The sequence below is a fragment of the Solibacillus sp. R5-41 genome (genome assembly GCF_002736105.1).
Taxonomy (GTDB): Bacteria; Bacillota; Bacilli; order Bacillales_A; family Planococcaceae; genus Solibacillus.
In genome coordinates, this window is the sequence record NZ_CP024123.1 from 172,004 (window position 1) to 193,708 (window position 21,705).

The 21,705-nt window shown below is 38.7% G+C and carries 21 protein-coding genes; 15 read left to right on the plus strand and 6 right to left on the minus strand.

The features are described from left to right. Positions 1–74: 74 nt before the first annotated feature. Complete coding sequence (locus CSE16_RS00875) at positions 75–1,277, plus strand: MFS transporter (RefSeq protein ID WP_099422130.1); 1,203 nt, start codon at positions 75–77, stop codon at positions 1,275–1,277. A 77-nt stretch (positions 1,278–1,354) separates the two neighbouring features. Here the strand turns inward: CSE16_RS00875 and CSE16_RS00880 are convergent, their stop codons facing one another. Continuing rightward, the gene (locus CSE16_RS00880) at positions 1,355–2,038 is read right to left on the minus strand and encodes a universal stress protein (RefSeq protein ID WP_099422131.1); all 684 of its coding nucleotides are present in this window, start codon (positions 2,036–2,038) and stop codon (positions 1,355–1,357) included. 305 nt (positions 2,039–2,343) lie between these two features. Between CSE16_RS00880 and CSE16_RS00885 the strand changes: the two genes are divergently transcribed. From CSE16_RS00885 to CSE16_RS00930, 10 genes are all read left to right on the plus strand, one after another. Next, positions 2,344–4,785 (plus strand): Na+/H+ antiporter subunit A, encoded by a 2,442-nt coding sequence (locus CSE16_RS00885; RefSeq protein ID WP_172954415.1) that lies wholly within the window; start codon positions 2,344–2,346, stop codon positions 4,783–4,785. After that, positions 4,772–5,194, plus strand: coding sequence for a Na(+)/H(+) antiporter subunit B (locus tag CSE16_RS00890; protein ID WP_099422133.1), 423 nt, complete (start codon positions 4,772–4,774; stop codon positions 5,192–5,194). Before CSE16_RS00885 ends, CSE16_RS00890 begins: the two co-directional genes overlap by 14 nt. A gap of 1 nt (position 5,195) precedes the next feature. Continuing rightward, positions 5,196–5,534 (plus strand): Na(+)/H(+) antiporter subunit C, encoded by a 339-nt coding sequence (locus tag CSE16_RS00895; protein ID WP_099422134.1) that lies wholly within the window; start codon positions 5,196–5,198, stop codon positions 5,532–5,534. Next, complete coding sequence (locus CSE16_RS00900; RefSeq protein ID WP_099422135.1) at positions 5,527–7,011, plus strand: Na+/H+ antiporter subunit D; 1,485 nt, start codon at positions 5,527–5,529, stop codon at positions 7,009–7,011. The genes CSE16_RS00895 and CSE16_RS00900 overlap by 8 nt, the downstream gene beginning before the upstream one ends. Before the next feature lie 14 nt (positions 7,012–7,025). After that, a complete protein-coding gene (locus CSE16_RS00905; RefSeq protein WP_099422136.1) occupies positions 7,026–7,508 on the plus strand; it encodes a Na+/H+ antiporter subunit E in 483 nt (160 codons plus the stop codon). Beyond that, positions 7,505–7,789: a Na(+)/H(+) antiporter subunit F1 gene (locus tag CSE16_RS00910; protein WP_099422137.1), complete on the plus strand. Its 285-nt coding sequence runs from the start codon at positions 7,505–7,507 to the stop codon at positions 7,787–7,789. Before CSE16_RS00905 ends, CSE16_RS00910 begins: the two co-directional genes overlap by 4 nt. Beyond that, positions 7,767–8,144, plus strand: coding sequence for a Na+/H+ antiporter subunit G (locus CSE16_RS00915; RefSeq protein ID WP_099422138.1), 378 nt, complete (start codon positions 7,767–7,769; stop codon positions 8,142–8,144). The genes CSE16_RS00910 and CSE16_RS00915 overlap by 23 nt, the downstream gene beginning before the upstream one ends. A 401-nt stretch (positions 8,145–8,545) precedes the next feature. Then, a complete protein-coding gene (locus CSE16_RS00920) occupies positions 8,546–8,917 on the plus strand; it encodes a GntR family transcriptional regulator (protein ID WP_099422139.1) in 372 nt (123 codons plus the stop codon). Positions 8,918–8,930: 13 nt separating this feature from the next. Next, positions 8,931–9,275, plus strand: coding sequence for a hypothetical protein (locus tag CSE16_RS00925; protein ID WP_099422140.1), 345 nt, complete (start codon positions 8,931–8,933; stop codon positions 9,273–9,275). 34 nt (positions 9,276–9,309) lie between these two features. Then, positions 9,310–10,125 carry a metallophosphoesterase gene (locus CSE16_RS00930; protein WP_099422141.1) on the plus strand — a complete coding sequence of 272 codons (816 nt, stop codon included), beginning with the start codon at positions 9,310–9,312 and terminating at the stop codon, positions 10,123–10,125. 273 nt (positions 10,126–10,398) lie between these two features. Here CSE16_RS00930 and CSE16_RS00935 read toward each other — a convergent pair whose 3' ends face one another. Further along, positions 10,399–11,637: an alanyl-tRNA editing protein gene (locus tag CSE16_RS00935; RefSeq protein ID WP_371514625.1), complete on the minus strand. Its 1,239-nt coding sequence runs from the start codon at positions 11,635–11,637 to the stop codon at positions 10,399–10,401. Positions 11,638–11,703: 66 nt separating this feature from the next. Here CSE16_RS00935 and CSE16_RS00940 point away from each other — a divergent pair, with 66 nt between their 5' ends. Continuing rightward, positions 11,704–12,003 (plus strand): DUF6509 family protein, encoded by a 300-nt coding sequence (locus CSE16_RS00940; RefSeq protein ID WP_099422143.1) that lies wholly within the window; start codon positions 11,704–11,706, stop codon positions 12,001–12,003. 50 nt (positions 12,004–12,053) lie between these two features. Here the strand turns inward: CSE16_RS00940 and CSE16_RS00945 are convergent, their stop codons facing one another. From CSE16_RS00945 to CSE16_RS00955, 3 genes are all read right to left on the minus strand, one after another. Beyond that, positions 12,054–13,388, minus strand: coding sequence for a CAP and S-layer homology domain-containing protein (locus CSE16_RS00945; RefSeq protein ID WP_099422144.1), 1,335 nt, complete (start codon positions 13,386–13,388; stop codon positions 12,054–12,056). Positions 13,389–13,732: 344 nt separating this feature from the next. Continuing rightward, on the minus strand, positions 13,733–15,334 hold the full coding sequence (locus CSE16_RS00950) for a gamma-glutamyltransferase family protein (RefSeq protein WP_099422145.1): 1,602 nt from the start codon (positions 15,332–15,334) through the stop codon (positions 13,733–13,735). A gap of 67 nt (positions 15,335–15,401) precedes the next feature. Next, positions 15,402–16,346 carry a Gfo/Idh/MocA family protein gene (locus tag CSE16_RS00955; RefSeq protein ID WP_099422146.1) on the minus strand — a complete coding sequence of 315 codons (945 nt, stop codon included), beginning with the start codon at positions 16,344–16,346 and terminating at the stop codon, positions 15,402–15,404. Between the two features lie 544 nt (positions 16,347–16,890). Here CSE16_RS00955 and CSE16_RS00960 point away from each other — a divergent pair. Beyond that, positions 16,891–18,219: an FAD-dependent oxidoreductase gene (locus tag CSE16_RS00960; RefSeq protein ID WP_099422147.1), complete on the plus strand. Its 1,329-nt coding sequence runs from the start codon at positions 16,891–16,893 to the stop codon at positions 18,217–18,219. A gap of 74 nt (positions 18,220–18,293) precedes the next feature. On the opposite strand, the gene CSE16_RS00965 is transcribed toward CSE16_RS00960, so the two are convergent. Then, entirely contained in the window at positions 18,294–18,758 is a 465-nt protein-coding gene (locus CSE16_RS00965) for a YusW family protein (RefSeq protein ID WP_099422148.1), read from the minus strand. Between the two features lie 915 nt (positions 18,759–19,673). On the opposite strand from CSE16_RS00965, the gene CSE16_RS00970 reads away from it, so the two are divergent. Next, positions 19,674–21,053: an acetamidase/formamidase family protein gene (locus CSE16_RS00970; RefSeq protein ID WP_099422149.1), complete on the plus strand. Its 1,380-nt coding sequence runs from the start codon at positions 19,674–19,676 to the stop codon at positions 21,051–21,053. Positions 21,054–21,114: 61 nt separating this feature from the next. Beyond that, positions 21,115–21,630 carry a hypothetical protein gene (locus CSE16_RS00975; RefSeq protein WP_099422150.1) on the plus strand — a complete coding sequence of 172 codons (516 nt, stop codon included), beginning with the start codon at positions 21,115–21,117 and terminating at the stop codon, positions 21,628–21,630. Positions 21,631–21,705: the final 75 nt, after the last annotated feature.

Below are 21,705 nucleotides of genomic sequence, written 5' to 3' on the forward strand. Positions count from 1 at the left end.
TCCTTTAAACGTAAGGATGGTCTGAACGATGTAAAACTATACGAAAATTAACATGAATAAAGGATGTGAAAGAAATGTCTACTACAATGGCAAAGCAGTCCGATCCCGTTTATCCGGTCATGGTAGCAATGGGTGTTTGTCATTTAATTAACGATACAATGCAGTCAGTTATTCCAGCGATGTTTCCGCTACTAGAAAGGGATTTAGGGCTAACGTTTACACAGTTGGGGATGATTACCTTTGTGTTAAATATATTTGCGAGTCTTTTACAACCAGCAGTCGGCTTTATGACCGACAAAAAGCCTTTTCCTTATGCGTTGCCACTAGGGATGGTCAGCTCATTTATCGGGGTGTCGCTCCTTATTGTCGTCAATGAATATTGGATGATATTAATGTCGGTTATTTTTTTAGGGATTGGTTCAGCGATTTTTCATCCAGAAGGTTCGCGTGTGTCATTCATGGCGGCGGGTAATAGACGCGGACTTGCACAGTCGATTTATCAAGTAGGGGGCAATACAGGGCAAGCATTGTCGCCATTATTAAGCGCCTTTATAATTTTGCCGTTTGGAATGAATGGCGTATCAATCGTGTTAGTATTTACTTCTATTGGAATATTTATGTTAACAAAAATTGCTACATGGTATAAACGCCAGCTTGAAGAGGAGAAGCTATCGAAAGTGAAGAAGGTACTTGTGTCTTCATTGCCAAGATTAACGAAAAAGCAGGTCGGTATAGCACTTAGCTTATTGCTCGTTATTATATTTGCGCGTTCATTCTATGTAACGAATATGACAAGTTTCTATGTGTTTTACTTAATTGAACAATATGGGATTAAAGTTGAATTTGGCCAATTACTAATTTTCCTATTTATGGCGTTTGGTGTGGTAGGTACATTTTTTGGTGGGCCATTATCAGATCGTATCGGTCGGAAAAATGCGATCTTAATTTCGGTTGTAGGACCCATTCCACTCTGTATAGCGCTACCATTTTTACCGATTTCACTTGTCGTGGTGTTTCTAATCGCGATTGGGGCACTCATTATGATTAGCTTCACGGTGACGGTTGTATATGCACAGGAGCTTGTTCCATCCAAAATTGGGACAATGGCGGGACTGACAGTTGGCGTTGCTTTTGGTATGGGCGCAATTGGCTCGGTCGTGATTGGGAGTTTTATGGACCAGTTCGGTATACGCCCTACGATGATTGCCATTTCAATGCTGTCGCTGCTTTTACTAGTTGCGTTTTTATTGCCAAGAGACCACGTAGCAAATGCGTAATGTAAAGAAATTTTAAAAAATGCCGTCCAACTGTCAGAAAAAGTGACAATTGAACGGCATTTTTAATTTTAGTCGAATCAACCATTTACCGGTCGGCAGGCAAGTGGTATACGTTCAGGATCTGTGACGATTCCTTCTGTAATGTGGACTTCATGCATTTTTTGATCATACGCAAATTTAAAAATTCCATTGTCGAAGTCAGTGCCAATCTCTTTGAAGAAAATTCCTTCAATGGAGATAATTTTTGGGCAAGTGAAGGCTACTTTAAACTCTTCTGAATCCTCTACTAAGTAAGTACGGACACCTTTTTCGTAAATATCAATTAATTCATCCTCAGAAGGGCGCTTTACCGAAACGATATGAAAATCAACAAATGGCACTTCTTTTAATAAGACGTTTAAGAAGGAACCTTTTGTGATTTCCTCCCAGCGGCTTTGTGCGCTTTGTCCAACGATAATTTGTGAAATGTTGCAGTTTCGCGCCACTTCAGAAATCACCTTTTGAATTGGTCGACGCTCGTTGTCCTTAATGATGAATTCTTCTATTTCTAATTCTTCCGCCAATTGCCCCCACTGTTCGATGTAGCTTGACTTTTCTGCGTCGAAAGCATCAAGTCGTTCTGGATCAACCGTTAAAACATAAAGTGGACAATCTAGTAAAGTAGCTAGTTTATGTCCTCTGCGTATTAAACGTTCTCCATTTTGTCCATAATATACACAAACTAAAATACTTTCGTCCATCCGACCTCTAACATGTTTCATTTTAGCCCGCACCTCTTTTTCTTATCCTATAATAATAATTCAAAATGGAGAAATTAAGTATAAATGAGATAAAACTAATGCTATTACAGTGCAAGGAGCACATTATTATTGTATACTTAAAAATAGAATGTTGATTTTTTGTTTAGTAAATTGTCTGTAATAAGTTATCTTTAGGGTATATTTCTTAATTAATACATTTTGATGTTTGAAAGATATATTCTCTATATGACACATTATTATGAAGTGAGTTATATGGATAGTCAAGTATGTTACCATCTTTTCACGCTTACTATACATCTTATACAATGATATTAATAGCTAGGAGGTTTTTGCTTTTGATTGTTGCGTTTTCAATTATGCTCCCATTTATCGCTGCAGCACTAATTCCACTTATTTATAGGCGATTCAAGAACATTCATCTCGGATGGTTTGTTTTAGTAGTACCTACTGTTTTATTTTCGTTTTTAGCTTCATATATCCCTCGAATTGCAGATGGTAAAACGTTTGTGAAAACATACGAGTGGATCCCCACATTTGGTATCAATATAACGACTTACTTAGACGGTCTGAGTATGATATTCAGTTTACTCATTACTGGTGTAGGTAGTTTGGTTATATTATATTCTATTTTTTATTTATCGACAAAAGAATCACTACATCATTTCTATTGCTATCTATTGCTTTTCATGGGCGCTATGCTTGGCGTCGTCCTTTCAGATAACTTAATGGTACTTTATGTTTTTTGGGAATTAACAAGTGTCTCTTCGTTTTTACTCATTGCATTTTGGCATCATCGAAAAGCTTCACGGGCAGGTGCGCGTAAAGCGATGATCATTACAGTAAGTGGTGGGGTCGCAATGCTTGCAGGTTTTTTAATGTTATATGTTGCTTCGGGTACCTTTAGCATTCGTGAAATTATTGCCAATTTAGAGGTTGTACAAGCAAGTACACTGTTTGTCCCTGCAATGCTTCTTGTGTTGCTTGGTGCATTTACAAAATCTGCGCAATTCCCGTTTCATATTTGGTTACCGGACGCGATGGAAGCACCAACGCCAGTTTCAGCCTATTTACATTCCGCTACGATGGTAAAGGCCGGAATTTATTTAGTGGCTCGAACAACCCCGATTTTTGGTGCGCATGAAGTGTGGTTCTGGACAGTGAGTGGCGTCGGTATTTTGACGTTGTTCTGGGGTTCATTCAATGCAGTTCGACAATATGACTTAAAGGCTTTGCTTGCTTATTCAACAATCAGTCAACTCGGTTTAATTATGAGTCTATTTGGGCTTGGTTCAATTGCATTGCACCTTGGTTATTCTACGGATTCCGTCATTTACACTCAGGCAACCTTTGCTGCGCTATTTCATCTAATTAATCACTCCACATTTAAAGGCGCCTTATTTATGATGGTCGGAATTGTCGATCATGAGGTAGGGACGCGAGATATTCGTCGATTAGGTGGGTTAATGGCACTCATGCCGTTTACGTTTACAATTGCCGTTATTGGTAGTTTTTCAATGGCAGGCTTACCACCGTTTAATGGCTTTTTAAGTAAAGAAATGTTTTTTGCAGCGACTGTGAATATTATGCAATTAAATATTTTCTCACTAGATAGTTTCGGCATCATTTTCCCAATTGTCGCATGGATTGCAAGTGTCTTTACATTTATTTATTGCGCAATTATTGTAATGCGAACATTTTTCGGTAAACTCCAGCCCGACCGTTTGGAAAAACCGCCACATGAAGCACCGATTGGGATGTTAATTTCTCCTTACATTTTAATTTCACTTGTTGTCGGTATTTTTATTTTCCCGAACGTATTAGGGCATTATATTTTACAGCCAGCGATGGCCAGTATTTATCCAATGTTTCCTTCAAGTGAAGAGCTAACACCACATATTGCAGCTTGGCATGGTTATATTAATACAGAATTATGGATGACATTTGGTGTCATTGTGTTCGGGACTTTACTCTATCTTTCGCTTAAAAAATGGCGCCCGATGTATCAACTTTTCCCGCAAAAATATACATTCAATGCTATGTATGAACGCATCATTGGTTTCGGTGAAGGTTATTCGGGTCGCGTAACAAATCGTTATATGAACGGCAATGTATCGTATTATTTCATCTATATTTATGTGTTTTTTATCGTTGTTTTAGCAGGGTATGCTGTGTATGCAGATGTGCTAAGTTGGGATCCGTCAAAGGATTCAGCTATTGAGTCGTACGAGCTCGTTTTAGCATTTGTTATGGTATTTGCAGCGGGCGCTATTTTAGTTGCTAAGCAACGAATTACAGTTGTTTTACTAAACGGTGTACTTGGCTACTCAGTTGCGTTTTTCTTTGTTGTGTTCAGGGCACCTGATTTGGCATTGACGCAGCTTGTTGTAGAGTCTGTTACAACCGCACTATTTTTATTGGCGTTTAAATTTTTACCGAAAATTCAACCTGAAAAGGTATCAAATACAGTTAAAATAACAAAAGCGATGATCTCGATTGCAGTTGGTGCAACGGTTACTCTCATTGGTCTAGCGGTAATGAATTATGATAAATTCGAACCGATTTCAGCGTATTTTGAGGATGCCTATAATTTAGCGGGCGGGAAAAATATCGTTAATACGATTTTAGGTGATTTTCGTGCGTTCGATACGATGCTGGAAGTGGTCGTATTATTTATTGCAGGGCTTGGCGTCTACACACTCATTAAGCTCAAGGCGAAAAAGGGGGATGCAGACGTTGAAAGTAAATGATGTCATTTTAAAAACCGTTGTTCGAATGGTTGTCTTTATTGTTTTTACGGTTGGTATGTACTTATTTTTCGCAGGACATAATGCGCCAGGTGGTGGATTCATTGGTGGGCTCGTACTTGGTTCAGGAATTGTTTTACTGTATTTAACGTATGACATTGAAACGGTACACAAAGGCATGCCATTTGATTTTAAGAAGGTCGCTGCACTTGGCGTTTTACTAGCAACAGGTACGGCTATTGGCTCGTTATTTTTTGATGCGCCATTTTTAACACAAACAGACGGCTACTTTAATATTCCGATTTTGGGAGAAAAGCATTTGTCTACAGTGACATTGTTTGAGGCAGGTGTCGCACTAACGGTAGTTGGTACACTTGTAACGATTATTTTAAGTATAAGTGAGGATGAATAGTATGGAATCTTTAATGATAATACTCGTAGGCATACTTGTAGCGATTGCTACTTATTTAATCCTCTCTCGAAGTGTTTTTCGTGTCATTGTGGGCACAGCGATTTTGTCGCATGCCGTCCATTTATTACTCTTAACAGTTGGCGGCTTGAAAAAGGGGGACGTGCCGATTATTGGGCAAGCTGACGATCCTTTTACAGATGCGTTGCCACAGGCGCTCATTTTAACGGCGATTGTTATTAGCTTTGCTGTAACAGCGTTTTTACTTGTCCTCGCTTACCGAATGTATTTAACAAACGGCACTGATGATTTCTCGGAGCTAGGAGGTAAGTCAGATGAATAATATCATTGTTTTACCAATGATTGTGCCGATTATTACGGCTATATTTTTAGTCTTTTTACGTGATTCGATTAAGTTACAACGCATCGTCAGTCTCGTAACAATGCTATTTGTTGCGGGTGTATCAGTAGCCTTGCTGCAATTAATCCAAACAGAAGGCATTTTACGACTTGATTTTAGTGGTTGGGCACCACCATTTGGCATTTTATTTGTAGCAGATTCATTTGCCATTTTGTTAGTACTAACGGCAAGCATTGTGACAGCCATTTGTTTAATTTACGCATTTTCAACGATCGGGCCTCGCCATGAACGGATGTATTTTTATCCTTTAGTTATGTTTTTAATCGCAGGAGTAAATGGCTCATTTTTGACAGGTGATATTTTTAACTTATTCGTTTGTTTTGAAGTGATGCTGCTTGCTTCCTTTGCATTAATAGCGCTTGGCGGTGAGAAATTCCAACTACGAGAAGCACTCAAATATGTTCTCATTAACGTCGTTGCTTCATGGATGTTTTTACTCGCGCTTGCGTATTTGTACGGCACATTAAAAACATTGAATATGGCACATATTTCACAGCGTGTAGCGGAAGTTGGACAAGAGCCAATACTGACACTAGTCTCGCTTGTTTTCCTCATTGTGTTTGCTTTAAAAGCAGGGCTACTCCTGTTCTTCTGGCTGCCTGGGTCTTATAGTGTGCCACCTACTGCTGTGCAAGCATTGTTTGCTGCGTTATTAACGAAGGTAGGGATTTATGCGTTATTCCGCACGTTTACATTAATGTTCCCATTCAATTCAGAGGTGACACATACGATAATTGGTGTGATGGCTGGCTTAACGATTATTGCGGGCTGTATGGGAGCCCTCTCCGGTCATGATGTACGAACAATTGCTACATATAATGTTGTCATTGGTGTCGGATTTATTTTATTAGCGCTCGCAATTGGAACGGAGCAAGCGATGGCAGGGGCTGTTTATTATTTGATTCACGATATGGTTGCCAAAGCGTTACTCTTTTTAATCATTGGAACGATGGTGTTTTTAACGGGTGAAATTGTTGTGAAAAATATGAATGGGTTGATTCGGAATTATCCGCTATTTGGCTGGATATATTTTATCGTCATGTGTGCACTTGTCGGGATTCCGCCATTGAGTGGCTTTATCGGGAAAGTATTGATTGGACAAGGTGCTGTTGAAACTGGCTCATTTGTATTGCTTGCATTGGGCTTTGGTTCGAGTGTCATCGTTTTATATTCGCTTCTTCGCATTTTCCTTGCTTCATTTTTTGGAGAAACTTCGATTAGTGAAGACGAGAAAAAACCAATTCCTCGAGGTGCGATGGCTTCATTTATTCTATTTGCACTGTGCATTATAGGCTTAGGTGTTGGCGCAGAAGGAATTGCCGTTTACGTGAACGACGCAGCATATACATTAGTGAATCCTTCTGTTTATGTGGATGCTATTTTAAATGCCAATGAATAGAGGAGGGTGAGTATATGTTCGGACAATTTATTTTAAATTTATTTATTGCAGCATTATGGTTTTTACTTAAAGACGACCCAACTGGAAGTTTTTCGACATTCGTGTCAGGCTTCTTTATCGGTATCTTCATTTTATATGCAATGCACCGATTTTTCGGTATTCAATTTTACTTACGTCGTGTGTTAAAAGTGATCAAGCTCATCCTGTTACTTATTCAAGAGCTGATTCTTTCGAGCGTATCTGTTTTAAAGCAAGTATTACAACCGCAGCTTAATATTACACCAGGGATTTTCACGTATGAAACACGGCTACGTGGTGACTGGGAAATTACCGTGTTAGCGTTGTTGCTAACATTGACGCCAGGTTCGGTAGTAATGGAAGTATCTGAGGACGGTAATGTTTTCTATATTCATGCGATGGATATTGAAGAATCGAAGGAAACGGTACTCAGGTCAATCGGTAAATTTGAGCAAGCTATTTTGGAGGTGACACAATGATAAATACGATTTTGAACATGTCACTGCTCTTATTTATGATAGCAATTGCAATTTCTTTATTCCGTGTGATTAAAGGACCATCGCTTCCAGATCGTGCGATAGCCCTTGATACAATTGGTGTCAATTTGATTTCTGCGATTGCGATTATCTCCATTGTTTTGAAAACGAAAGCTTTTTTAGAAGCGATTTTAATTTTGGGGATTTTAGCATTTATCGGGACGATTGCGTTTTCAAAATACATTGAAAGAGGTGTAATCGTTGAGCGTAAATCAACTGATTGAGTTAATGGCGGCTTTACTTATTTTGTTTGGCGCGGTTGTCAGTGTCATTAGTGCATTTGGCATGATTCGCCTCCCGGATGTTTACACACGTTCTCATGCAGCAACAAAAAGTGCGACATTGTCTGTTTTGAGTTGCTTAGTTGGCGCGTTTATTTATTTTTGGATACATGATGGCTATGTAAGTATTCGTTTAATTTTAGGGATTGTTTTCGTATTTATAACAGCCCCTATATCGGGACATTTAATTTGCAGAGCTGCGTATCGTTCACGTGTTCCATTAGCAAAAGGCTCAGGTGAAGATGCGCTAAAACCCGTGTTATTTGGAAATGATGAATCAGAAAATGAAATGAAATAAGTAGTGTTATGCAGTCCATCCTATGTATTTTTTCAAAAGGCAGAAATGTTGTTCATTCAGCGTTTCTGCCTTTTTGAATTAGTGCGATTTTTTTTAAAGTCCTCTACGAATCTATGAACTGAAATTAGCTTATATAGCTCATACGAAAACCTTCTTCAAAAATTTAATCCACAATACAAAACGGTTTTTTACAAGGAAATGAGGAATTGTGGATAACTTTTTTGTCAATTGTTGAAAATTTCAGATAAAAATGTGTACAACCGAGAGAAAAGTGGATAACTTTGTGGATAAGTAGCGATTGTGGATAGTTTTTCTGTAAATATTTACAGAAAGACTAACTTTAAGTGTAGTGCATTACAACACTAATGTACCTAATAGTGTACGTGGAAGGAGACTTTTTATTGGATTTCAACGCACAAAGCACAACGCCGATTTATATTCAAATAGCAGAATGGCTTGAAAATGAAATATTAGCTGAGCGCTTATTACCTGAAGGCAAAGTATATTCGCAGTATCAGCTTGCTGAAATTTTTAATATTAATCCCGCAACAGCAGGAAAAGGGCTAACAATTTTAGTCGAAAATAAAATTTTATTTAAAAAGAGGGGGCTTGGCATGTTCGTTGTAGCAGATGCGAAAGAGCGTATTTTAGTAACACGTCGAAATCATAATTTAACGAAGATGGCACAGGTCATTGTGCAAGAAGCCAAAAGATTAGCCGTACCGGATGAAGAGTTGATTACTTTAATTAAGCAAATTCAAAAGGAGGGATGAGCCGTGATTAACATTGGCTGATAACGTATATATAACACGTGTTTCGGTGACGTGGAATGATTCAAAGTCCAATGATATTGTTGCAACGTCTTATGAAACTCCAATTATTTTTAATTGCATGGATATTTCAAAGGATGTACAGCCACCTATTATCGAATTTAAAAATAATCATTTCTTTATTTCGGAAGAGGAGATGATATTAGATTTCATCTCGATTCGAGCAAATTTAGATATGCTGAATCCTAAATACTATGGTCAAGTGTCTGATAGTTTGAACGGTTTTATTGGAAATCGGATTTTACACTTGAATGTTCCGAAGCACTTCAATATCATTGATAACAGTGGGCGGGTTGATTAGCTCACCCAATCCATAATGAATTGAGCGACGGAAAGTGAAAAAGTTATTAAAATTAGTTCTTTTTGCAGCAGCAGTTTGTGTGTTTTTATATGTGAATAACAATTGGATTACGACGACGAAGCTATTCCATGAATCAGACAAAATCCCAGAAAACTTTCATGGATACCGAGTGACACAAATTACGGATTTACATGATGCGACATTCGGTAAAAATCAATCACGCTTAGTGGAAAAAGTACGGGCTACAAAGCCAGATGCGATTTTTATTACAGGTGATTTAGTGGATAGTCGACGCTATAATTTGCAAAATAGTTTGCTAGCAGTAGAGCAGTTTGTTGAAATTGCGGATGTTTATTACGTGCTCGGAAATCATGAGGTGGCGCTAAATTTAACGGATGAAATTTATTTGGCGCTGACGGATTTAGGGGTGCACGTTTTACCGAATGATGCAGTGGTTATAGAGCGTGACGGGGAACGCATAGCCATTGCCGGTATAGAAGATCCGTTAATGGGACGTTCTGTTGGGTCGATGATTGACCAAGCGATGGAAAATGTAGATGACGAGCTTTTCACGATGCTGTTATCACATCGGCCAGAACAATTTGAAACGTATGTTGAAAAGGAAATGGATTACGTATTTACGGGTCATGCACATGGCGGCCAAATAAGAGTGCCATTTATAGGTGGGTTAGTTGCACCGTCGCAAGGCTTACTCCCAAAATACACAGCCGGTATTTTTGAAGAGAAAAATACAACAATGGTCATTAGTCGAGGATTAGGAAATAGTATTTTTCCCTATCGGATTTTTAACCTCCCGCAAATTATAACAGTAGAATTACAGAAGAAATAATACGAAAAACGCCACAGCTGTGGCGTTTTTTATTTTTAGTGGATAATAGATTTCTATTTATGCGAGTGTACTATATTTTAGGTCGTATTTACTCAATTTATAAATTTCTATATAATGGAAATATAAGGGTGGCTTTATAATGTCCACCCAAATAATCACAAAGGAATAGTAAACGGTGGGGAATGTAATAGGGGGCAACGAATAAGGTGTTTGGGGCAGTGGCGTAATTACCACTGCCCCTTAATTATGTGTAAATAGAAGAGGGAGAAACGATTAATTAGGCGTATACATTTTTTTCATGCTATCTAGTAGCTGCTCGGCTGTCAGGAGTTTTTCACCACCACCCTGTACAAGCGCATCATTGCCGCCACCTTTCCCTTTAATGGAAGGTAGAATAGCTGAAGAAATGTCTTTCATAGAGTGTGTAATATTCGCCCCACGAGAAGCGACAAATTGCAGTTTTTCTTCATTGTCAGCTACTAAAAGTGCAATTGAATTTGGATTTTCCTGCGTGATGAAGCGTGCGAGTTTTTGCAACTGTTGAATAGAGCGATTTGAAAATACTTTTGCAGCCAGCACATCTTTTGCCAGCTCACTTGCTTCGAATGTTAGTAAAGCATCTTGTGCTTCCGCAAGAGCCTTCTCAGTTGTTTTAGCTGTTTGCACAAATTTACGCAAAGTATCGGCTGCATTTTCCTCGGGCACACTTAATTGTCGAGCAACATCGCTTAATACTTGTTTTCGCATCGCTAATTGCTGTCGCACACGTTGCCCACATACAAAGTGAATGCGAATGTGTTGTTTCATTTTTTCAGTAGCGATTATTTTGAGTAATCCAACTTGTCCGGTTGAAGTTGGGTGTGTGCCGCCACAACCATTGTAATCATATTCTGGAATAATGACTAAGCGAATATCTTCATCAACATTTACTTCTTTTCGCAAGTTATATTCAGCTAAACTTTCTTTATCTACCCACTTTGTTTCGATTGGACGATTTTCAAAAATAATGTCATTCGCATGGTTTTCTACAGCTTCTAATTGCTCGGCAGTGACCTCGCCTGTATTTAAATCAATTGTGGCAAGCTCTGTCCCTAAATGGAAGCTCACGGTCGCAAAATCAAAAAGCTCTACGAAAGCAGCTGTCAAAATATGTTGCCCAGTATGCTGCTGCATATGGTCAAAGCGACGCGTCCAATTGAGCTTTCCGTGAATTTCTCCATTTAATGAGGCAACATCTGCTTGTGTATAATGGCGAATTTCCTCGTCTACTTTTTCGACATCAATTATTTCAATATCATTTATCCAACCCGTATCGTGCGGCTGTCCGCCACCCGTTGGATAGAAGGCTGTATTATCGAGTACTACGTAATGTCGGTTTTCCTCTGTCCCTGTTCGCATAACATTTGCTCTAAATTCAGAGAGCATTGAATCTTGATAATAGAATAGATTTTTCAAATGTATCAGCTCCTTATGTTCTAGTTTGGCATATGAAGCGAGAGCTGTCACTTTGATTTCATTTGACGCATGCGATTTTTTGTTTATGATTAAATAGATAGGCTTTTTGAAGGGAGCACGAACATGAATATTACACAATTTTCGATTGAAACGATTTTAGATCCAACGAATATTATAGAAGGTAAGCGTTATGAGCTTTTATTAGATGTAGAAGTTGATGAAGAGGATGAGCTTTATTCAGAAGCAGGTATTGAAATACGTGCCATTGTCGGCGTTTTGGATGGAAATGCTCGAGTTATTAACTATTTCATTATCGATAAAAAAGATAATGCTTACTTAGAGTTTGAGTTAGAAGAGGAAGAACAACAAATGATTTTAGCCTTTTGTAATGAAGAATTAAAATCAGAATTAGGATTAATATAAAAAATGGACCGAGGCAGTTTCAGCTCGGTCCTTTTCAATTTTTATAATGCTTATTCTGGATATGTAATAAATTTAATTGTGTAGTAGTTACCGGTAATTCCGACACCTGCATTTGCGAAATCCTTATTGTTAATATTATCGCGGTGACCTTGTGAATTTAGTAATCCATTATGTGCTTCAAAAATTGTTGGGTAATTGTAGCTTAAATTTTCACCAGCTGCAGTGAATTTTAAACCTGCATTTTTAATACGATCGAACGGAGATACACCACTTGGGCTGTAGTGATCGAAATAATTGTTTTTATTCATATCTGTACTGTGGTTTTTCGCCAATTTCGCAATTTTCTGATCGTATTTTAACGCGTTAAGTCCATTATTCGCACGCGTTGCATTTGTTATCTCGATAAATAAGAATTCCAAGCTTGAATATTTACTTGCAGACGTATCATTTTTCATCATTTCAAATTTTTTAGCAGATGCCTCATCAGCATTTTCCCAGTAAATTGCATCAATATTATTGCCACTTAGCTTGTCTACTAAAATATAAATAGCTTTCCCATTTTTTGTTACTTTTGATGCGCCATTATAAACTTCCCCAATTTCAAAACCTTCAAATGAAGTACCTTTTTTCGTAATATAACCACCAATTATGTCCTTTCCAGATAAGATAGAAAGCTCAAATGTTTTGTAGTTCGAGTTTTTAATATAATAGCTTAAATTCCCGCCAACATCGTAAAGCTTTGATGCGTCTAAAGTTTCTGACGGTGGCATTGGCTTTGTTGGAGGTATATTTCCTGCACCTGATAAAACGCTTGTTGCGAGTGTGTCTTGATTGTTTTGAGACATACGGTATAAAAATGTTACGGCTTGAGCACGCGTTAGTGAGTTAGAAGCACCGAATTTCTTCGCAGGATCCAATTCATTCATATTTTGTCCTGATGAAATGCCTTCAGCCATTAAATATGTAACAGCACTATTCAAATCAGATGGTTTCCCATGTGCAAATGCAATTAGTTGCGCAAGTGTACCACGATTAATTGATTTTCCTCGAACAGAAGAATTATTTGTACCTTTTACAGGCGCGTTGTAATAGCTTAAGCGATCATAATAAAGATCCGACCAAACTTGACTGTCCGTACGTTCATTTTGCACTGAAGGGAACTGGAAAAATTCAGTGTACATTTTTGCAAATTGTGCCTCAGTGACAAAGCTTGTAGGATTGAATTGACCATTACTTCCAGAAGCAACGCCATTTTTTGCTGCCCACTGGATTGCATCATATGAAGGGTGATTAGTGCTTACATCAGAGTAACTTGCCGCTTCAGTTAGCAGTGTGAAACCATTATAGGAAAATAGAACCATTATTGTTAATATAATTTTTTTCAATGAAAGTCACTCCTTTTTTCCATAATCATACCATTTGATCGAGTGGTTTTTGAGGATTTTTTTACTTTTTTGATAAATGATACATAATGTTCAAAAAAATATTGGATAGTAATAGAAATGTTGGATAGTGAAATGGGGAGAAACGAAATAATAGATTCGAAATATAGTTCAAAGTTACTGTATAGTTAATTGTGAAAAGGGAAAATAAAAAGTATGGCCCAATAAATCAATAAAACCATCATGATTTGCTAATCATGATGGTTTTTAGTAGAGGAAGCTACATCAAAAAATATATAAACTCCCATTTCAGTGATGCTTTTCATCAAAAATTAGCCCACCGTTTTTTACCATACGGCAATTTTTCCATCTGTGCGTGATTCTGTCCCGCCGTAGAGCACGCCTGTTTTTTGATCACGCCAAATAATTTGCCCGCGTCCAAACAGACCGCTGTCATGTGTAAGGTGGATATCATGTCCTTTTCTCGCGAGTGCACGAACTAAATAGTCTGGGAAATGAGACTCCACTTCAATGCGTTTTTCGCCCATCCATTGCCAACGAGGCATATCCAGTGCGGCTTGCGGATTTAAGTGTGCATCAATAGTATGTGTTACCACTTGGAAGTGTCCTTGTGGCTGCATATAACCGCCCATTACCCCGAACGGTCCAACTGCTTTATTGTCTTTTGTTAAGAAACCTGGAATAATCGTATGATATGTACGCTTCTCAGGTTGCAAGAAGTTCGGGTGATCTTCATCAAGAGAAAAATCATAGCCACGGTTTTGTAGGGCAATTCCTGTATTCGGAATAACAATCCCTGAGCCAAAGCCCATATAGTTACTTTGTATAAAGGAAACCATATTACCTTCTGCATCTGCTGTGGCTAAATAAACAGTTCCGCCCTTTGGAATATCAAATGGCTTTGGATCTAGTGCTGTATCTGTAATTTCAGCAAAGCGTTTTTCGCCATATTCTTTCGATAAAAGCGTATTTGTATCAACAGACATTTGGGCACGTTCTGTAACGAATGCTTTACCATCCGTATAGGCAAGCTTCATCGCCTCGATTTGTTGGTGAATATTGTCTGCATCTTGCCATCTTATTTCTGCATGCTGGTAAATATTGAGTGCCATTTGCGCCACAATACCTTGTCCGTTTGGTGGGATTTCCCATACATCATAGCCTTTGTAATGAACCGAAATAGGATCAACCCACTCTGGTTGGAAGCTCATTAAGTCCTCTTTGGAAAGGAAGCCATTGTGCTCCTTCAAGAAGGCATCAATTTTGTCCGCTAACTCGCCTTTATAAAACGCATCCCCTTTTGTTTCTGCAATTAATCTTAATGTTTGCGCATGTGCAGGTGACTTCCAAATTTCACCGATTTCAGGTAGACGCCCTTCAATCGAAAATGTCTCAAACCAGTTCGTAAATTCTTCAGTTGTCAGTATTTCCTTGTATTTTTTATACGCATTTTGCCAATTTTGACCAAGCGTAACCGAAATAGGATAGCCTTCCTCTGCATAAGAAATAGCAGGGGCAAGTACCTCTGTTAAAGGCAAATTTCCAAAACGTTCCGAAAGGGCTACCCAAGCAGAAGGGGCACCTGGAACTGTTATAGGAATGACACCATGCATTGGAATTTTGTCCAATCCTCTTTTGTTCAATGCTTCTTTAGAAATTGACTTTGGAGAAGGGCCTGATGCGTTTAAGCCGAATAGCTCGTCTTTCATCCAAATAAGCGCAAATGCATCGCCACCAATTCCATTAGATGTCGGTTCAACAACCGTTAATGTTGCAGCAGTAGCAATGGCTGCATCAACCGCATTTCCTCCTTTTTTCAAAATGTCTAAACCAGCCTGTGCTGCAAGTGGCTGAGACGTTGCAACCATTCCACGATTGGCAATTACAGTGTTACGTTTACTCGGAAAAGGATAATGTGATAAATTCATTTCCAATTGCCCCCTTTGTTATCTGTATAATTGTCGTATTTTAACCTGGAAGCTTTAAATCAAATAATTATTCCTTTGAAAGTAATTCGTCAATCCAGCGTTGTACTTTAAGTCCTTCTTCAAACGTGACAAGGAAGGCATCTTCATTATGAAGGGCTTCATGACATGCTTGAAGTAATGTATGCGGCACAACCGCCGAGATGACTTCTTGCTCTGCCTCATATGGCGTACTTGTCCAAACTTGTGACCAGTTGCGAAGTGTTACGACTTTTTTTGTACCAAAAATTTTGAAATCAATGCGTTCCTCTTGGCCAATTGTTGATAAACCATTGATGACTACTGGGATCCCGCTTGTTGTTTTCGCAAGAGCCGTAACACCTGTTTCGCATAAAGTAACATCATCAGGGTACGTTGTTTCGTGTGCAATAATCGCTAAATCACCAAATAAATGATGTGTTAGCTGGAAATAATGCGGGAAAATCTCGCGAATAAAGCCTCCTTGCTCACGTGAAGCAATCCACGGATTTTGTTGCCATTTACGAGGCCACTCTGGAAAATATGTATGCAGTTCTATCCGTGTAATAGCGCCCATTTCTTCTTCATTTAACTCTTGCTTTAACTGATGAACGGCTGGACTGTACATGAGTGGGAAATGCATCGCCGTGTTCACATTTGCCTGTTGTGCTGTTTGGACCATCAGCTCACCGTCCGTTGCATCGTGTGCTAACGGTTTTTCCGATAAAATATGTAAGCCATGTTTCGCGATTTCCTGTGCAAGTGGTGCATGACTCACAGGGGGGGTACCGATATATACCCAGTCAGATTTGAGCTGAAGTAGCTCTTGTAAACTAGCTACGGTCGAAACATGGTATTTTGCTGCAAGTTCTTCGAGGCGCTCTTTATTTTCATCGTAAATGGCTGCGATTTCTATGTTTGGGTTATCGATGGCTTGATTAATGATACGCTCACCGACAATACCTGTCCCAATGATCGCTATTGAAGTTTTTGTCATATTTACATAGGCTCCTTTAAAAGTTGGATTTTTCTGATATTTATTTTAGCATATTTTGGATAAGAGTAATGTAATAAAAAAATAATATTTGAAATTGCGGTGCGGTTATATAGAATATAGGCATTGATTGGAGATTCAAGTTTCGGAGTGATGACACGATTAGCTAAAATACTCCCCGTACTAAGAAATACAATGACACCTGATGAAATAGCGATCATTTTCCACAAGCTACGGCGCTTTGCCTTGCCTATTCATAGTTCACCAACCTTAATATTTCTCGCAGTACTTTGAATGCAAAATGATATATGTTTTACTTAATTGTAAGTCGACCTATGTATATAACAAACGAATAAGAAAAAATTATACAAGAAAATGAAAAATACTTTTTAAAGAAAAGGGAAGTCTAAGTTTAACTTGTTTAAGCAGAATTTCTCCGCTTCTAAAAGTGAGGGATAAATACCATATATGAAAGGAAATCCTCAGGTTTTATTTTAATTATGTAGAGTTTTTCTAAATTGAACTTACGTATAAGGAGTTGGGGAAGATGAAGGTAGTTATTATTGGTGGAGATGCGGCCGGTATGAGCGCGGCAATGGAAATTTATAGAAATCATAAGGCAGCTGAAATTCTCGTTCTAGAGCGTAGCGATATTTATTCGTATGGTCAATGTGGGTTGCCGTATGTTATTAATGGAAAAGTAACTCATACAGATGAATTAATCGCCCGAGATGTGGAGGTGTATCGCGGAAAGTATGGCATGGATGCACGCATTTTCCATGAGGTCACAGCGATAGATACGCAGACTCAAATTGTGTACGCTACGGATGTAAATAGTGGAGAAGCATTTGAATTTTCTTATGACCAGCTGTTAATCGCGACCGGTGCTACACCAACGATGCCAACGTGGGAAAATCAAGAGTTACAAGGGATTCATCAAGTGAAAACAATTCCAGAAATGGCCGCGCTGATGCAAGATTTAGCCGGTACTAAACATGTCACAGTGATTGGGGCAGGGTATATCGGGCTTGAAATTGCAGAAACTGTTCGCGAACGAGGTATAAATGTGCGTATCATTCATCGTGGCTCCCAGCTCATGTCGACACTTGATCCAGAGCTAGCAAAGCTTGTGTTGGAGGAAGCCATTAAAAACGGGATTGAAGTGTTGTTGGAAGAGGAAATTATAGGATTTGAAGGACAGCAAAATATACAAGGTGTTCGTACGGAAAAGGGGAGCTATGCCACGGATTTAGTCATTGTGGCAACAGGTGTTAAGCCGAATACGCAATTTGCCAATGGTTTCGCAAAGCTGCCAAATGGTGCGTTGATTGTTAATGAAAAGATGGAAACGTCCATTCCAAATGTTTATGCAGCAGGAGATTGTGCGTCTCATTATCACCGGGTTAAACAAAAGGATGATTATTCACCACTTGGTACGACAGCCAATAAGCAAGGGCGTATAGCGGGTCTGAATATTGCAGGGCTTGAGCACTCATTTCAAGGCATTGTAGGCACGTCAATACTAAAGTTTTTTAATTTACAAATCGGGATGACAGGCTTAACGAATGAAGCGGCTGATGATCTCAATCATGTGGTAGAAGTTTATCGTTATGAGGCAAATGATGTGGCGAGCTATTATCAACCAGTACGACCAATGAAAATCCGCATGTTAGTAGAGCAGCAAAGTCGTCAATTGCTTGGTATGCAGGCTGTTGGTGGCAGTGGAGTAGATAAGCGAATCGATGTGTTTGCCACTGCGTTGTATAATGGCATGACATTTGAGCGATTATTGGATTTAGATTTAGCGTATGCGCCTCCATTTAATGGGGTATGGGACGCGATCCAGCAAGCACCAAAGCGATACGGGAAGATGTAGATCTTTTTGAAATGATGAAAAAGCAGTTGGGAAAGGGTGAGATGCCTCATTTCCAACTGCTATTTTATACAAAATCACTTTTTATTTTTAAACTCTTTTATTGAGCCATCAGAAAAATGAATTTCGACTTCGAATTCTTGGTAGTTTTCATCTAAATCAAAGGCTTTTAATACTTCAGAGATGATATCTTGATCCGTAGAGGCGGATGTGAACGTAAAGGATTTGAAAATAGGTTCTAGCTTTGAATAAGCGTCATTTCCCCTTATTACTTTATTATTGCGGTCCTCAATCGAAGCTTCTACCCCGTTTTCTTTCTGCTCATAATCTACCTCGTAGCTATCATCGATACCATAATCAACATCTAATGAAAAATTGCTAAAATTAAATGCGCCCACATTAGCAGTATTATTAGTGTTCGCTTTATTTTGAGTATTAGTATTTTCTTGCTCCGTAGTTGTTACTTTTGTTACTTTGTCATCATTACATGCCACAAGTAATAAAAGGCTTAATGGAAGGGCGAATAGTATATTTCTTTTCAATTGTTCATCCTACTCCTTTTTTCGATATATAATATTTATACCCAAATTATATAATTTAATACAAAAACCCCGATGCATAAAATGCTCGGGGCTTTGTTAGATATATGAAAAAGGCGTTAGTCAAATGGTTCAAATAAAGAGTAAGTATTTTCGATTTACGCTTACTAGTAAATCGGAAAAGTTTACTAGATGGAATCGAAAGGTAAAACAAAAATACTTATTTGAACTTGTTATTAATATAACGCAAAATAATAGAAAAGTATCCATTTTAATGAAAATGTAAATTACTTGTAATATACAGGATGTCCTGTAAATGCTTGATACGAAAGGGTTTACGTGTAAAATGGGGCTTTTTCGTCTGTCATCATATGAAAAAATAATAACAAATAGATGACATCTGTAACAACAAAACTTGTATGAAATGAATTTTGTTGTAAAGTTATTTTAACTTCATTCAGCAGAAGACTCCCATATTAATAGCTTGTTTTAACCAAATAGCAAATGATTAGACCTTAATGCAAATTTTTTGTTCATCGGTATTCATTTTAATAGTGCCGCATACAATAGTACCGTGCTTGGTAGGGGGAAGGTTATTTCTGTTTCCCTCTTTTCATTTTTACTCCATAAATCCGTAGTTACCCCCAAAAAGTGACTCTATTATAGAGATTCTTACAATAAGTAGCAGAAATAATCTCCATTTGTCATAAAACTATCTAATAATCTGAAGTTAAAAAATGTATAATAGGTATAGGAATGTCTTTCTGACATAGTGAATAGTACAGAGATTTAAGGTAATCCATGTAAAAATTTTATACGTAATGTCTATCTTTAGCGAATAATGTCCTTTTTATTTGAATTTTTTCAATTTTCTATTGCTTCATTTCATCATACTTGATTCAGAAAAGAGGTTTTCATATGTTAAATGGGAAGTTTTCAACAATCGAGCAACAATCAGATTTGTCTACAAATGAGCTGGAAATCGTGCAGGAGCCAACTGTACAAGCAGTAGAAACGTTATTTGTTAATGAATTTACAGATGGTGTTTTAAATCCATATGCAGCGATGCTGGGCCCATTAAAGGATGGTGGTACGATTATTGCCAACACAGCGCCAGGATGCTGGGGACCGATGATTACACCAGCTATTCGTGGTGGGCATGAAGTGACAAAGCCTGTTTATGTTGAAGGTGCTGAAGTTGGGGATGCGCTAATTATTCAAATTAAATCGATTCAAGTGACGTCACTTGCTACGTCGTCGGGTACGGATGAAGCGCAGGAAGATCGTTTTATTGGCGATCCATTTGTGAAAGTGAAGTGCCCAGGCTGCGGTAAATTGCACCCGAAAACAATTATGCAAGGAATTGGGCAAGAGTCCGTTCGTTGCGTCACATGCAATACGGACACAGCACCTTTTAAACTAACGAATGGCTACACAATGGCATTCAATCCAGGCGGTGAGATTGGTTTAACAGTAGGTAAAGAGGGCGCTCGCCGCATCGCGTTAAATGCCAAAAACTTTATGCGTACGCCAGAAAATTCAATTCAAAATCCAATTACAGCATTTGGACCGAGTGATTTAATTGGGATGATGGCGAGAATGCGTCCGTTCGTTGGTCAGTTAGGTACGACACCATCAAAGGCTATGCCAGATTCTCATAATGCAGGCGATTTTGGTACGTTTTTAATCGGTGCCCCACATGAGTTTACGATGACAGAGGAAGAGCTAAACATCCACCGTACAGACGGACATTTGGACATTAGCCGGGTACGTGAAGGCGCAGTACTGATTTGTCCTGTAAAGGTTGAGGGTGGTGGTGTGTATGTTGGAGACATGCATGCGATGCAGGGCGATGGAGAAATCGCAGGGCACACAACAGATGTTTCCGGCATCGTGCAGCTACAAGTGAATGTGCTAAAAAAAGTGGCGTTAGAAGGACCGATCCTATTGCCAAATGAAGAAGATCTACCATATACAGCAAAACCGTTTACGAAGGAAGAAAAACGTATCGCACGCGATTTAGCGGAAGAATATGGTGTGAAGCAAATAGAAGATTGCTTCCCATTATCAATCGTTGGTAGTGGTGTGGATTTAAATAGCGCAACAAATAATGCATTGGAGCGCGCGGCAAAGCTATTTGAAACATCCGTAGAAGAAGTGAAAAACCGTGCGACAATTACAGGCTCCATTGAAATTGGTCGCCATCCCGGTGTTGTAACAGTGACGATGCAAGTACCAAAACTGCAACTTAAAAAGGCCCGAATATTCAAGCCAGTGAAACGTCAATATGATTGCTAGAATGTTTTTCTAGCCTACTTTTCGGGAATAAAGAAATAAAGAAATGTAGGGAGATGAAGCTATGCAACCACTAGTAAAAAAAATTGAGGCGTCGGTCATTTCAATCAGTGTGCAATCAGGGCTTGGGATTATTGAAACTACGAGTGAACGAGATGACAGTAAAACGATTGTTTTTCAAGTAACAGCAGAAACACCACTCATGACAAAGGATGGGCAACGTTTAGGTGTGTCAGCCATTCCAGTCAAAGGCAAAATTACTGTTTATGTGGATTCACTCACCCCATTGACGATGATTCAGCCACCACATGTCGTCCCGCTATTAGTCATTTTTGAGCAGTATGGCAAAAAGGGAGAGGTTTCTGTTGGCGTATTTGATGACCGATTATTCAGTGATCAGCTTAAGTTAAAGCTACATGTAGGGAGCAAGACGGAAATCGTGGATTTAACGGGGAAACGCGTCAATTCGGACATGTTAGTAGGAAGGTTACTTTTCGTATTTTACGACAAGGCAACACGCAGTAAACCAGTCCAAGCAAATCCAATGAAAATCATCGTTACTAACTTAAAGGAAAATTAAATATGCGCAAAAGCATATCAAATTCTAAAATGGCTTATGTATGAAAGGTACTGTTGCAAGCAGCAGGCAAGATTT